This window comes from Sphingomonas sp., from assembly GCF_042096255.1.
GTDB lineage: Bacteria > Pseudomonadota > Alphaproteobacteria > Sphingomonadales > Sphingomonadaceae > Sphingomonas.
Genome location: NZ_JBELLZ010000001.1, coordinates 56,516 through 69,388, shown reverse-complemented (window position 1 = coordinate 69,388; position 12,873 = coordinate 56,516). Strand labels below are relative to the sequence as shown.

Here is a 12,873-nt window from a genome sequence, read left to right as displayed (position 1 = left end):
CTGTTGTTGTCGTGGGTCTTCGTCGTGGTCGGCACGGGCTTGCCGTCCTCCCCGCCGCTGTTTCTACGCGATCATCGTCGGGCGCGCGCCAGGCGCAATGGCGGACTGCGCACCACGTCCCTGATCAGGGCGATCGTGAAGATCAGGAAGACGTGGACGATGATGTCGCGCTCGAATAGGCTCGATTCTGTGAAGTTGTGGCCGAACGCGAACACCAGCATCGCGGCCAACAATGCCGCACGGCTGGGTGCAAAGGTACGAGTGGCGAACAGACGGGCTAACGGGATCAGGAACAGCGACGTGAGGCCCAGGACCAAACCCGGAATGCCCACTTGCGCCACCAGGTCGAGGAAACCGTTGTGCGCACTGGTCTGCAGCGTCACCCATCCCCTGGCATAATGGAAGATCGGCTCGCGGGCGTCGCCGATGTTCCACACGGCGCCAAAGCCGGCGCCGGTCAGCGGATGGTCACGGACGTATAGGAGCAGCGGCAGCCAGATCTCCGTACGGCCGGTGAAGGCGTTGGGGTCCCACAACAGCTGTCCCGCCATTCGCGCGAAGCCCATATCGATGCCCAGCAGGGCGACGCCCGCGATCGCGATCAGCGTCGGCAGGGCGAAAGGCAGGAGCTTGGGGTTGTAGCGCTTCACGGCCATGCCCACTCCGATGGCGACCATTGTGATCCCCAGCGAGGTCTTGGACAGGCTGCCGATCAGGAAGATCATCGACAGTGCCAGCGCCCCCCAGCGCGTCCACCGCCGCATGCCGGATCCGGCGAAGACGAGGAGCAGGATGGTGACCGCCGCGGCGGCACCGGCGAAGTTCTTGTGCCCCAGCACGCCGCGCCAGGCACCGATCAGGCCGGGATCGTGCACGTCCTGCGACTGGTGGATGCCGATGCCGGGCATCAGCACCACCGCCAGCAGGTTAACGATCAGCACCGCCAGCAGCACCGACCGCATCAGCACCACCGTTCGCGCATAGCCCAGCCCGTCGACCGACAGGAAGATGGTCCAGATCAGCATGGTCGTCAGCACTAGGCGGCGCAGCGAGCTGCCCGGATCGATCGACCATCCGAGCGATGCCCAGCACCAGGCCAGCGCCACCACCATCGACGCCGGCAGCACCAGCAGCCGGGCCGGTCGTTGCCACGGCCGCGCTCCCGCCACCGCCAGCAGCATGCTGGCCACGTAAAGAAGCTGGCGGGTGGAGTTACCCTCCCCGCTGGCGTGCCCGCCGTCGCCCTTCATGCTCATCACGGGCCCGAACAGCGACAACAGCAGCACCGCAACCACCACGATACCGTGCAGCAGGTTGCCGCGCGGTGCGGCGTCCGCCCGCACGGGGGGCAGTCCGGTGAACCGATGAACCGGGCGCGCCTCCCCGCCGGCGCGGGACAGGCCCCCGACGGTGGAGTGCATGGTCAGGCGCCGCGCCGCGAAGCGGCGCTGGCGGGAGGGTTGAGGCGGCCGACGCGGAGGTGAACGAGCCTCAGCACCGGCTTCTCGATCAGCAGGTGGGCCAGCACGCCCGCGGTCAGGCAGGCGATCAGCGCCACCGCGAACGTGGCCCAGGCGGGCAGCAGGTCCGCGGCGAGCTTCTGCTTGAGGGTGGCGAAGGCCGAGAGGACCGGCGAATGGATGAGATACACCGAATAGGAGGCATCGCCGAGCAGCAGCAGCGGCGCTGGAAAGCGCAGCGCCCGGTCCCGTTCGAACAATGTGGCGCTGGCCAGCAGCAGCGCGAACACGCCGGCAAGATACAGGAGCAGGACGGGATCGTGCTGCGCCTCGACCATCCGCGTCGGCACCAGCCCGAGCGCGAAGAGCGCCACCAGCAGGACGCCGCCGACCGCGAGCATGGGCATCATCCAGCGGCCGGCCGCATGCCGGTAGGCGAGATAGGCGCCCATGCCGAACAGAAAGTAGATGTTCCACATGTTGAACGGGCCGAAGTTCGTCCGGCCGAGCACCAGTGCATTGACCAGGATCGCCACCGGCCAGGCAGCGAACACCACCAGCCCGAACCGCCGGTTCACGATCAGCGCCAGGAAGGCGATGTAAAAGATGATCTCGAAGAACAAGGTCCACGCCACCTGCAGCGGCGGCTGGGGCTCGGGGTCGAAAACGATCAGGGTGAATGTCGAGAGCAGGTTCGGGAAATCCCAGCCGAAGCTCGGCGAGCCCAGGCCGACGGTGGCGGCCGCCATATAGGCCAGCGTGAAGATCCAGTAGATCGGATAGACGCGCACGAAGCGGCGCCAGGCATAGGGGCCTGCACGAGCGGGCTGGCCGATGTCGCGGAAATGCGCGAGCAGGATGATGAAGCCGCTCAGCACGAAGAAGAAGTTGACGCCCAGCCAGCCATAGCCCGCAACCGATCCGAACACCGCGACCCCGCCATATTCCGGTTTCGCGAGGATCAGGTGCGTATGGTAAACGGCGACTGCCGCGGCGGCGATGCCGCGGAGGACCTGGACGATATAGACGGTCTTGCGCGCGGGCGCCGCCACCGGCGCGGTCATGGCACCAGCTCCCGATAGGCATCCACCATCGCGCCGAACGTCGCCTCGTCCGCCAGCGACCGCGCGCGTGCGCCCCAGTGCGCCAGCGTGTCGGCATCGTCGACGAGCGTCAGGATCGTGCGGGCGAGTTCGGCCGGCTCGTCCACCGGAACGACCAGCCCGCACCGCTCGCCGTCGGACCGGGTGATCCCCTCCAACTGGACCGGCACGTCGGACACGACCAGCGGCAGGCCCAGCTTGGCCGCCTCGATCAGGCCCAGGCTGTGCCCCTCGAAATGGCTGACCTGGGCGAACACGTCGCCGCCGGCGAGGATGCCGATCGCCTCGGTGCGTGGCCGATGGCCCAGGAAGCGGACCCGATCCCCCACGCCGAGGTCCGCCGCCAGCGCGCGCAGCGCCTCCTCGTCCGGCCCATTGCCGACAATGTCGATGGTGACGTCGGGCATGTGCGCCGCGGCGCGGATCAGCAGCGGGTAATTCTTTTGATGGGCCAGCCGGCCGGTCGCCACCACCGTGCGGCCCCGCGACTTGCCGGCGCGCTCCTCCGCCAGGATCGCGAGCCGGTCCTCGATCGCGGGTGGCAGCGCGTTGGGGATGGTGCGGCGCTTGGCGCGATAGCGCGCCGGCTTGTTCTCCAGCGTCCCCGCCACGCTGTCAGAGACGCTGACGATGGAGCGCACGCTGGCAAGCGATCCGGCAACGGCATCGATCCGGTTGAGGACGGGATTGTGGGTCTCAGCAGGCGAGTGGTGGGAGGTGACCACCCGCCCCTTCAGCCCGGCGAGGCGCGCGGCGATGGCGGCGAGCACGTTGGCCGCGGGCATCGCCGTCACCACCAGATCGGGCCGGTCGCGGCGAAAGATCGCGACCAGTCGGCGCAGCATCCGCGCCATGGCGAGCGGATTGCCGGGGCGGGCGTCGACGACATAGCGCCAGGGCAGGTCGGCCGAGGTCTCCCGCACCGTCTCGCGCAGCGGATAGAGCGCCATCAGCCGGACGGCATCGCCGCGGACCCGGAACGCCTCCGCCAGGTTCGCCCAGATCTCCTGCGCGCCGCCGGCGGAGGAATGGGACACGAGGAAAATGATCGAACGCGCCATGCACCTTCCCGCCCACTGTTGCGCAGCCAACCGCTGCGTACCCCCAAAGGCCGTCGTTCGAAGCTCTCGTGCGGGTGCCTATTCGGGTCACCCCGCATAGGCAATCACGATCGCTCGATCGCCGGACTTCGCTCCCGTTCCGTCCCGGGACCGCCGGCCTTGCTGCCGTCTGTCCCGAGTATGTCTTCGATCTGCGGCAGGATGCCCCGCACCACCGTGCGCGATCCCTCCGTCGTCAGATGTCCGTAGTCGAACTGCATGGGGATCAGCGGCGCCGCAAGCGTCCGACACGTCCTCCCGTGGCACAACGCATCCACCAAGGAGACATAGGACACCCGGCTTCTCACCGTTAGCGCCCGGAGGCGTGCGTCCATCGCGAACGGCGCATCACGCTGCGAACGCCTGACGAGCTCCGGATCCTGGCGGTTGGCGGAAAGGGCGAGGAGGCGTGGGAGCGCGACATCGTACTGAGGGATCGGGCCGATGACGATCGGGTTCAGCGCGCGGACCGGCGGCAGCGTCAGCGTTCGGCGGAGATATTCCAGATCGTCGGCCCGCCAGTTAGCGGACAGCAGGACGGCCGCCGGCCGGTGCCGGGGCGCCCAGTCCAGCAGGATGCGATTGAACGTCTGCCGGCAGATCGTCGATGGCGACGGGTGGACCAGCGGCCGGCAGCCGGCGACCGTCAGCTGCAGCACCTCGAAGTCGGTCCGGTTCGCGGCGAAGCCGGGCCAGAGGTGGGCGGCGTGGCTGTCACCGAGGAGCAGGACCACCGGCTTGCGGGTGCGCGTGACATAGCAGTCCGGCGCTATCCTGGCATTCTGCGACACGACGAAGCAGGTGCCGCGGCGGTAGGCCCGTTCGACATCGAGATCGAGATAGGCGCCGATCGCCTGTTCCTGCGGCGAATAGCGCCACGGCAGTCCGTGCAGCGCGAGAAGGCCGCCCGAGACGCTCACCGCAATGGCGACCGCGCCGGCGGCGCCGAGCAGCACCGACCGGGTGGGCCAGGCCGCCGCGCCGGTGCGGAACGGCTGCTCGACGAAGCGCCACGACACGGCGGCGAGCAGGAAGGAGACCGCGACCTCGGCCGCCTTGATGAGCGGGTCGTCGTTGGAGGTGAGCAGCGCCGTGTCGGTGAACACGATCACCGGCCAGTGCCACAGGTAGAGCGAGTAAGAAATCCGCCCGACGAAGGCAACCGGCGCAAGTGCGAAGACCCGGCCGACCGTCGACATCGCGGTTCCCGGCAACACCAGCAGGCAGGCGCCCAGGCACGGCACCAGCGCGGCCGGACCAGGGAAAAGCATGAACTCATGGTAGCGCCATACGCAGGCGAGAATCAGCACCAGCCCGATCGCCGTACCGATCTCCGCCGCCCAGCGCCGACGGTAGCGGCTGCCGGCGATCGCCAGGATCGCGCCCAGGCCAAGCTCCCACGTCCGGGTCGGCAGCGAATAGAACGTGGCCGATATGTCGTAAAAGATCAGCACCGCCGACGCGGCGAGCGACACCGCGCTCACCAAGGCGACGACAAGCCCGAGCCGGCGCAGCCGCGCCGCGCCCACCGCTGCCAGCAGCAGCGGCCAGAAGATGTAGAACTGCTCCTCCACCGCGAGCGACCAGGTGTGCAGCAGCGGCTTGGTAGTGGAGGCAGCGTCGAAATAGCCGCTCTCCGAATAGAATTGCATGTTGGACCAGAACAGCGCCGTGGCCCCGAGCGAGCGGGCGAAGCGGACGAGTTCGGTCGGCAGCATCGCCACGACCGCGACGACGGTCACCGCCGCCAGCAAGGCGAACAGCGCAGGGAAGATGCGCAGGATGCGCCGGCGGTAGAATCCCGCAATCGAATAACGGCCGGCGCGTAGATCACGAACCAGGATGCCGGTGATCAAAAAGCCAGAGATGACGAAGAAGATGTCGACACCGATGAAGCCGCCGCCGAAGCCGCGCACTCCGGCATGTCCCAGCACGACCGGCACCACCGCCAGCGCACGCAGACCGTCAATCTCGGGGCGGTAGGCCGGGTGCGCCGCAGCACGCGCCGGGGCGCGGGCCGCACGATCCCAATCTTCCATCGCCGCCAACCTGGCCGTCACGAGAGCCCCCCGCAGTGCGTCACGATCCGAACCGTTAACGCCACGATATACAAGCTTCTCAATCCTGCCAATGCGATGACTGTCGTGTTGCAGGCGCGAAGAGGACGGGGAGTGGACCATTTCCGGACAGCGGCCGTCACGCGGCCCGCAAGGGCGCGGATCGGCGGTCCCGGGCCTTGCACCGGCCCGGCCAGTCTGCGTTTATGGATCGCGCGGTTCACGCGCGGCCTGGGGTCTCAGCAGAGGAAAGATCGATCGTGGCGAACGGAACCGCCCCCGTTGACGTGCCGGGCCGCCTGGACGGTTTGCAGCTCGGTCGCGCAATCGCCGCCGCCACCGTGATCGTCGGCCATTCGGTCGACCACCGGCTGGGCGGCGCCACCAGCGAGGCATGGCAGCTGGGCGCGCGCTATGGTGTGACGCTGTTCTTCATCATCAGCGGCTTCATCATGGTGCAGACCACGGGCACCGGCAGCTTCGACCCGCGCCGCTTTCTGAGCCGCCGGGTGCGCAGGGTCGCGCCGATCTACTGGTTCGTGACGCTGCTGGTGACCGCGCTGACCCTGCTTGTGCCGCAGATCTTCCATCGCACGCTGTTCGATCTCAAGCACCTCATCCACTCGCTGCTGTTCATCCCGATGTACGATCCCGCGGGCAAGGCCGGCATCGTGCCGATCTTCCGCCTGGGGTGGACGCTCAACTTCGAGATGTTCTTCTACCTGATCTTCGCCTTCACCTTCGCGCTCGGGTTGATGGCAAGGGCGGTGACGCTGACGCTGTTCTTCGTCGCATGCATCCTGCTGGGCATGGCGGTGTCGTTCGAGGGCGCCGTGCCGCGCTTCTACACGCAGATCGACACCTTGGGGTTCGTGGCGGGCGTGTGGCTGGGCGTCCTGAACCTGCGCGGGCGCCTGCTGCTGGGCAATGGCGCCATTGCCGCGCTGTTGGCGCTGTCCACCGCGATACTGCTCTACATTATCGGCTTCTACCATCTGATCCGGCCGCTGGTGTCGACACAGGTGCTGCTGGTCGTCGCCTGCGCGGCGCACGTGGCGCTGCTGCTGGCGATCGTGGACCAGCGACACCGGCGCGTATCGCCGGCGTGGCTCCACATCGGCGACGCCAGCTATTCGATCTACCTGTTCCACATGTTCGCGATCGGCGCGGTCACCTCGATCGCGCTGCGCCTGCCCGATGCGCTGACCATCCCCATGATCGGCGTCGCGATGGTCGCGGGGCTGGTCGCCGGGCTGCTCGGCTATCGCTTGGTCGAGCGCCCGTTGAACCAGCTGATGCGCCGCCGCCGCCCGCTCACTGCCGATCAGCTGGGCGACGACGCATCCACGGCGCCACCCGCCGGCCATGGGCGAGCCAGCTGATCAGCGGCTTCTCGACCAGCAGGTGAACGAAAACCCCGGCCAGGGTGGCGGCGACGACGAAGACGACCAGAAACGCCGGCAGCGGCAGGAGCCCACGGACCCGCTTGCTCGCCTCCAGCAGCACCAGCAGCGCCGGATTGTGGACGAGATAGATGGCGAAGGACGCGTTGCCGAGCAGCATCCCCATCCGTCGGAGTGGCCCGTCTGGCGCGCGCCCGACGATGCCGAGGTAGACGATTCCCGCGCTCAGCCCGGTCCAGAGCACCGTTCGCGCTAGGCCCGGCGGCGATCCCTCGGCGATGATGATCAGTGCGCCCGCAGTTACCGCGGCAGTGGCGACGCCGAGTCCATAGGGTACGCGCTCGCGCAGCGCCGGCTTTCCCGCCAGCCAGGCCAAGCCGAGCAGGAAGCCCGCCCCGATCTGCAGATTGGCGCCCGATTCGCTGCCGAACAGGACGACCCGCACGATCTCGAGCCGATACGGATGCCAAGGCGTCGTTTCGAGTGGGAACGGGAGCAGCGCGAGCCAGAGCACCAGCGGCGCCGCGAACCACGCGGCCAGTACCCACGGGCGCCGCACCGGCAGCAGCATCGTCAACGCGAACAGGAGATAGAACAGGAACTCGTGGCGCAGGGACCAGAGCACGTTCGGCTTCAGCTCGCCCACCGGCCAGACCACCATCGCGCGCAGGAACGGCGCCCATTCCATCTCGCGGGTGCCGGCGAAGCTGAGGAGATTGTAGCCGATCACGCACAGCCACATGAACGGCACGATCCGCATGAACCGGCGGATGGCGTAGTCGCGCAGCGACATGGTGGGCGCGCCTGCGGGGTCAAGCGCGACGATCGCGATAATGAAGCCGCTGATCACGAAGAACACCGCGACGCCGAAGCCACCCACGTCCCCCAGCACGAACGGATGCGTGCCGAAATAAGGCGCGTGCCCCATCATGCCGTTAGCGTGGAAGATCACGACCAAGATGGCGGCCCAGCCGCGCAGCAGTTGGATCCCCGGCAGAATGCCCCTGGGCTTGTGCCCCTGCGTCGCCATGGCCCCCGATCACCCCCTGAACCAAGCCGCGCCGGCCTGGAAACCCCGCCCGCTCAACGGCATCGATCGTTAAGCCGCGTCGCCCGGCTTGCAAAGCGGCCTTTGGTGCGCGCCGGGGCCGGACTGTCCCATTGTGCCGCGTGGACATCTCCGGCGCGCTGTTGCATTCAGCGGGCGTGGCGGACCTGCACAGCGGGATCGCCGGCCACAGGCTGGGGGACCGATGCACAACGTGCGTGATCTTGCGCGGGATCGCCCGCGCCTGCTTGCCGTCGCTTCCGGAGGCGGCCACTGGATCCAGCTGATGCGGATGCGGCCCGCCTTCGACGGCTTCGACGTGACCTATGTCTCCACCCTCGCCGGGTATGAGCATATGGTGGACGGCGCGACGGTCCATGTCGTGTCCGATTCCTCCCGCTTCGACCTCCGCCCGCTGGTGCCGACCATGATCACCGCGTGGCGCATCCTGCGCCGGGCCCGGCCGCAGGCGGTGATCACCACCGGCTCGGCACCGGCGCTGCCCTTCCTGCTGCTCGGCCGGCTGATGGGCTGCCGCACCCTGTGGGTCGACAGCATCGCGAACGGCGAGCGCCTGTCGACCTCGGGCCGCCTCGCCCGCAAGGTCGCGACCAAGGTGCTCTCGCAATGGCCGGATGTCGCGGAGGCGGAAGGCGTTGAATGCTGGGGGCGCGTGGTATGATCTTCGCATCCGTCGGATCCATGCTGCCGTTCGACCGGCTGACCCGCGCGGTGGACGAATGGGCGGGCGCGAACCCGGACATTCCCGTCTTCCAGCAGATCGGCGAGGGCACATACGAGCCGCAACACGGCGAATGGGCGCGCATGGTGCCGCCGGGCGACTATCAGCGGCGGCTGGGCGCGTGCACGCTGTTCGTCGCGCATGTCGGCATGGGATCGATCCTCCAGGCGCTGGAGATCGGCAAGCAGATGGTGCTGCTGCCGCGACAGGCGGCGCAGCGCGAGCATACCACCGATCACCAGCTGCACACCGCGGCGCGGTTCCGCGGCACCGCCGGGCTCCAGATCGCGGACACGGAAGCCGCGCTGCAGCAGGAGATGACCCGGCTGATCCGCGCGCCGCTGGCCGGATCGGACCGCATCTCCCCGGTCGCGCCGCGCGCCTTCACCGATCGGCTCCACGCCTTTCTCGCCGGCGAGGCCCAGCCGGCATTTACCGAACCGAAAGCCTGATCTGCGACACGCCTCCCGGAGCATACCGGGAGCGTCGCGATGGTCATACGTTCGGTGGCAATCCTGATCGGGCTGTTCGCGGCCGGCGGCACGCCCGCGGCCGCGCGGTCATGGCAGCCGCCCTTCCTCACCTTCGGCGATGCCGCGGATGCGCCGGTCGGCTTCCTGGAGATGTGCGGGCGCGACCGCGACGCCTGCGGCGGCCCGGCCGCGCCGCTGGCGGACGCCGGCAGCGGCGCGCGCATCAGCACCGCCGCGATCCGCGACGTGCCGGACGGGACCCTCGCGCCCGCCACGTCCGAAGCACTGCCCGCCGCCACGCCCGACCCGCTGCCGCTGATCCGCGCAATCAACCGGCGGGTGAACCGCGCGGTCCGCCAGCGGCCCGACAGCGTCAACTTCGGCGTCGACGAACTCTGGCGCCCGACCGGCAGCGGCCCCGGCGCGACCGGCGACTGCGAGGACATCGCGCTGGAGAAGCGCGCACAGCTGATCGCCGCGGGCCTCGACGAGGCGGGCCTGTTCCTGGCGGTGGTGTATCGCCGCAGCGTCGGGCTGCACACCGTGCTGGTCGCGCGCACCGCCACCGGCGACGTCGTCCTCGACAGCCTGACCGGGCGGGTGCGGCCCTGGGCGCGCAGCGGCTACAGCTGGCTGCGGCTTCAGGTGCCAGGCAATCCGCTGATCTGGACCCGTCCCGCCCTCGCACAGGGCTGATCCCGCCGCATCTCGCCCCCGCACCGCCGGCGTGATAGGCGCGCGCGGTGCATCGGGCCGTTCTCCCCTCTCGTGACGACGTGCCGGCCGCGGCGATCTGGGATGACCGGCCGCCGCCGGGGGCCGAGGGCGAGGCGGTCTTCTACATGCCACCGGCGCGCGCCAACCTGGCCTCGCCGCGCACGCTCGCCGCATTGCTGGTGCTGGTGCTCGGCCTCGCGGTCGCCGCGGCGGTGGCGGCGCTGGTGCTGCTCGGACGGGCGCCGGAGCCGGGTCGCGGCGGCGGGCCGCTCCGGCCCGTTCCCGACCGGGCATCGGCCAGCCTTGCCGCCGCGCCGCCGGTGGCGGAGGTCACCTTCCTCGACGTGCCGCGCGAGACCGCACGGCAGATCAACGCCGCGATCCCCTTCTCGACCGAACCGAACCCGGCGGCGGCGCCGTTGCGCCTGACGCTCTCCGCGCTTGACCGGTCGCGCGCGCTCGACTGCCTCGCCGCGGCCTTGTGGTACGAGGCGGGCGACGACGCGCTGGGGCAGGAGTCGGTCGGCCAGGTGGTGATCAACCGCCTGCGCCACCCCTCCTTCCCGGCCAGCGTGTGCGGCGTGGTGTTCCAGGGTTCGGCGCGCGCGACCGGCTGCCAGTTCACCTTCACCTGCGACGGATCGATGGCGCGCCGCACGCCCGCGCCGGCCGCCTGGGGCCGGGCGCAGGCGATGGCGGCAGCGCTGCTGGGCGGCACGGTGTTCGCACCGGTCGGCTGGTCGACGCATTACCACACCGACTGGGTGGTGCCGAACTGGAACCGGAGCGTGGTGAAGGCCGCGCAGATCCGCACGCACCTGTTCTACCGGTGGCCCGGCGGCAGCGGCCGCCCGGGCGCGTTCCGCCAGCCCCACGCCGGCACCGAACCCGAAATCGCGCTGATGCGCCCGCTCTCGCTGGCGCACCGCGGGCTGACGCTGCCGGAGGGCGCGCTGTCCGGCCCGGAGAACGAGATCACCACCGTTCCGGCCTCAAGCGCCGCCGCAGCCTCGCCCCCCGCCGGCACGCCGACCGAGCTGCGGGGGGCCTCACTGGCGGCGGTGAACCCCGCCTCCGGCGTGTTCGTGGTAACGATTGCGCCCGATACCTTCGCCGGCAGCCTGGCGCTGACCGCACTGGACCTTTGCCGCGCGCGCACCGGCGCATGCACGGTGGTGGGCTTCAAGGGCGCCGCGCGCCGGGTAGACGGCGGCGCGTTCGGCCGGGTCCGCTGGGAAGGCGGTTCGCCCGACTTCTACTATTTCTCCGATCGGTCGCGCGCGCGCGAGCTGGTCTATTGGAACTGCGCGACCTTCGAGCGTCGCAACAAGGCGCAATGCCTGCCCCCCGGCTTCCAGCCGGAGGGCTGAGCATACGCCATCCTGCCCCGGGACGGCCAATTCCAAGATTCATCTTGCGTTTACCGGGTTTGTTGGGGAAATCGGCGGCTGGACGGTCGCGCCGGTGCGTCAGCAGCCGAGTCGGATCGAACCGGGGCTTCAGGGACACTGGGGTTTGAAGGAAGAGGGCCCGCTAGACCCGGCAGGTCCCTTGCCGGGCGTGGCCGGTGCCAAAAGGGGAATGATCGCACGATGACCCGATTTGCCCGCGTTCATGCGCAGTTCCGGTGGATGGTGATCTGCGCCCTCGGCCTGCTCGCGGCCGCCTGCGCCAGTGACGGCGCGGTGTCGCCACCGGGCGACCGGGTCGGCGCCGCGGCCAATATCGAGGAAGCGTACCGGCTCGGCGTCGGCGACAAGGTCCGCGTGTTGGTGTTCAACGAGCCCGGGCTGTCGGGCGAATTCTCCGTCGGAGCCAACGGCGCATTGTCTCTGCCGCTGATCGGCGATCTCGCCGCGACCGGCAAGACTGTGGACCAGGTCTCGAACGAGGTCCAGGCGAAGCTCGGCGACGGCTACCTCCGCGATCCGAAGGTGAGCATGGAGGTGACTGCCTACCGCCCGTACTACATCCTCGGCGAGGTCAAGGCCCCCGGCACCTACCCCTATGTCAACGGGCTGACGGTGATGAACGCGGTCGCCAGCGCGCAGGGCTTCACCCCGCGCGCCAACCAGGGCCGCATCTTCATCCGCCGCCGCGGCGAGGACCAGGAGGTCGCCTACAAGCTGACGCCGGACCTGCGCGTCTATCCGGGTGACACGATCCGGCTTGGCGAGCGCTATTTCTGATCGAGAACAAGAAAAGACAGGGAGCGGAGACATGACAGGGCATCGTTTCGGGACAAGCATGGGGCTGCTGGCCGCGATCGGCGCAACGCTCGGCACCGCACCGGCGGTCGCCGGCCCGCAGCGCCCCGCGGTGCACCTGACCGGCGACGCTTATGCGGCGCGCGACCTGTGCCAGACCATCATCCGCTCGATCGCGACGCTGCCGCGCGGCGCCAGCACGATCGACCTGGAAAGCGCGGTCGTGTTCGCGATTAGCCAGGCGCCGACGCTGCAGGGCAGCCGCGACAAGCGGCAGATCGGCCGCATCGTCTCGCTGGCGCTGAACTGCGCCGGCGGTTCGGCGAGTCACCGCAACCTGGCCGCAGCGATCAGCAACGTGCGACTTTCCTACGGTATCGGAACGGGGGCGACGGTGAACCGCGGCGGCGGCGAGGGCGACCTGTTCGGCGGCGGCTTCTCCGGCCCGCTGGTCGGGATCGGCGGCGGATCGTCGAACTACACGCCGCGCTAGCGTGACCATGGATCGGATCGGGGATCGGAGCGGGCGTTCTATGGCAGCAGGACGGCAACCGATGCAGCAT

General features: G+C 69.3%; 12 protein-coding genes. 7 read left to right on the top strand and 5 right to left on the bottom strand.

The annotated features are described in order from the left end of the window. Positions 1-71 precede the first annotated feature (71 nt). The 4 genes from ACFDTH_RS00355 to ACFDTH_RS00340 form a co-directional block, all read right to left on the bottom strand. Positions 72-1,421 (bottom strand): O-antigen ligase family protein, encoded by a 1,350-nt coding sequence (locus ACFDTH_RS00355; RefSeq protein ID WP_375285505.1) that lies wholly within the window; start codon positions 1,419-1,421, stop codon positions 72-74. Between the two features lie 2 nt (positions 1,422-1,423). Beyond that, a complete protein-coding gene (locus ACFDTH_RS00350; RefSeq protein WP_375285504.1) occupies positions 1,424-2,524 on the bottom strand; it encodes an acyltransferase family protein in 1,101 nt (366 codons plus the stop codon). Continuing rightward, positions 2,521-3,624 carry a glycosyltransferase gene (locus ACFDTH_RS00345; protein ID WP_375285503.1) on the bottom strand — a complete coding sequence of 368 codons (1,104 nt, stop codon included), beginning with the start codon at positions 3,622-3,624 and terminating at the stop codon, positions 2,521-2,523. The genes ACFDTH_RS00350 and ACFDTH_RS00345 overlap by 4 nt, the downstream gene beginning before the upstream one ends. A 104-nt stretch (positions 3,625-3,728) precedes the next feature. Then, positions 3,729-5,702 (bottom strand): acyltransferase family protein, encoded by a 1,974-nt coding sequence (locus tag ACFDTH_RS00340; RefSeq protein ID WP_375285502.1) that lies wholly within the window; start codon positions 5,700-5,702, stop codon positions 3,729-3,731. A 278-nt stretch (positions 5,703-5,980) separates the two neighbouring features. Here ACFDTH_RS00340 and ACFDTH_RS00335 point away from each other — a divergent pair, with 278 nt between their 5' ends. After that, complete coding sequence (locus ACFDTH_RS00335; RefSeq protein ID WP_375285501.1) at positions 5,981-7,102, top strand: acyltransferase family protein; 1,122 nt, start codon at positions 5,981-5,983, stop codon at positions 7,100-7,102. On the opposite strand, the gene ACFDTH_RS00330 is transcribed toward ACFDTH_RS00335, so the two are convergent. Beyond that, positions 7,035-8,153: an acyltransferase family protein gene (locus ACFDTH_RS00330; protein ID WP_375285500.1), complete on the bottom strand. Its 1,119-nt coding sequence runs from the start codon at positions 8,151-8,153 to the stop codon at positions 7,035-7,037. The two genes, ACFDTH_RS00335 and ACFDTH_RS00330, sit on opposite strands and share 68 nt — an antisense overlap. A gap of 304 nt (positions 8,154-8,457) precedes the next feature. On the opposite strand from ACFDTH_RS00330, the gene ACFDTH_RS00325 reads away from it, so the two are divergent. The 6 genes from ACFDTH_RS00325 to ACFDTH_RS00300 all read left to right on the top strand — a co-directional run bounded on the left by ACFDTH_RS00325 (position 8,458) and on the right by ACFDTH_RS00300 (position 12,803). Further along, positions 8,458-8,853: a UDP-N-acetylglucosamine--LPS N-acetylglucosamine transferase gene (locus ACFDTH_RS00325; RefSeq protein WP_375285499.1), complete on the top strand. Its 396-nt coding sequence runs from the start codon at positions 8,458-8,460 to the stop codon at positions 8,851-8,853. After that, positions 8,850-9,365, top strand: a complete 516-nt coding sequence (locus ACFDTH_RS00320) for a glycosyltransferase (RefSeq protein WP_375285498.1) — start codon at positions 8,850-8,852, stop codon at positions 9,363-9,365. Before ACFDTH_RS00325 ends, ACFDTH_RS00320 begins: the two co-directional genes overlap by 4 nt. 39 nt (positions 9,366-9,404) lie before the next feature. Beyond that, positions 9,405-10,082 (top strand): transglutaminase-like cysteine peptidase, encoded by a 678-nt coding sequence (locus ACFDTH_RS00315; RefSeq protein WP_375285497.1) that lies wholly within the window; start codon positions 9,405-9,407, stop codon positions 10,080-10,082. A gap of 47 nt (positions 10,083-10,129) precedes the next feature. Next, positions 10,130-11,473, top strand: coding sequence for a cell wall hydrolase (locus tag ACFDTH_RS00310; RefSeq protein WP_375285496.1), 1,344 nt, complete (start codon positions 10,130-10,132; stop codon positions 11,471-11,473). Positions 11,474-11,695: 222 nt separating this feature from the next. Further along, on the top strand, positions 11,696-12,292 hold the full coding sequence (locus ACFDTH_RS00305; protein WP_375285495.1) for a polysaccharide biosynthesis/export family protein: 597 nt from the start codon (positions 11,696-11,698) through the stop codon (positions 12,290-12,292). A 31-nt stretch (positions 12,293-12,323) separates the two neighbouring features. Continuing rightward, complete coding sequence (locus tag ACFDTH_RS00300) at positions 12,324-12,803, top strand: hypothetical protein (protein ID WP_375285494.1); 480 nt, start codon at positions 12,324-12,326, stop codon at positions 12,801-12,803. Positions 12,804-12,873 lie beyond the last annotated feature (70 nt).

Coding starts and splice junctions, on each gene's coding strand:
- ACFDTH_RS00325 (WP_375285499.1), top strand. CDS start 8,458: ATGCGGATGCGGCCCGCCTTCGACGGCTTCGACGTGACCTATGTCTCC.
- ACFDTH_RS00340 (WP_375285502.1), bottom strand. CDS start 5,702: ATGGAAGATTGGGATCGTGCGGCCCGCGCCCCGGCGCGTGCTGCGGCG.
- ACFDTH_RS00345 (WP_375285503.1), bottom strand. CDS start 3,624: ATGGCGCGTTCGATCATTTTCCTCGTGTCCCATTCCTCCGCCGGCGGC.
- ACFDTH_RS00305 (WP_375285495.1), top strand. CDS start 11,696: ATGACCCGATTTGCCCGCGTTCATGCGCAGTTCCGGTGGATGGTGATC.
- ACFDTH_RS00315 (WP_375285497.1), top strand. CDS start 9,405: ATGGTCATACGTTCGGTGGCAATCCTGATCGGGCTGTTCGCGGCCGGC.
- ACFDTH_RS00350 (WP_375285504.1), bottom strand. CDS start 2,524: ATGACCGCGCCGGTGGCGGCGCCCGCGCGCAAGACCGTCTATATCGTC.
- ACFDTH_RS00320 (WP_375285498.1), top strand. CDS start 8,850: ATGATCTTCGCATCCGTCGGATCCATGCTGCCGTTCGACCGGCTGACC.
- ACFDTH_RS00330 (WP_375285500.1), bottom strand. CDS start 8,153: ATGGCGACGCAGGGGCACAAGCCCAGGGGCATTCTGCCGGGGATCCAA.
- ACFDTH_RS00355 (WP_375285505.1), bottom strand. CDS start 1,421: ATGCACTCCACCGTCGGGGGCCTGTCCCGCGCCGGCGGGGAGGCGCGC.
- ACFDTH_RS00300 (WP_375285494.1), top strand. CDS start 12,324: ATGACAGGGCATCGTTTCGGGACAAGCATGGGGCTGCTGGCCGCGATC.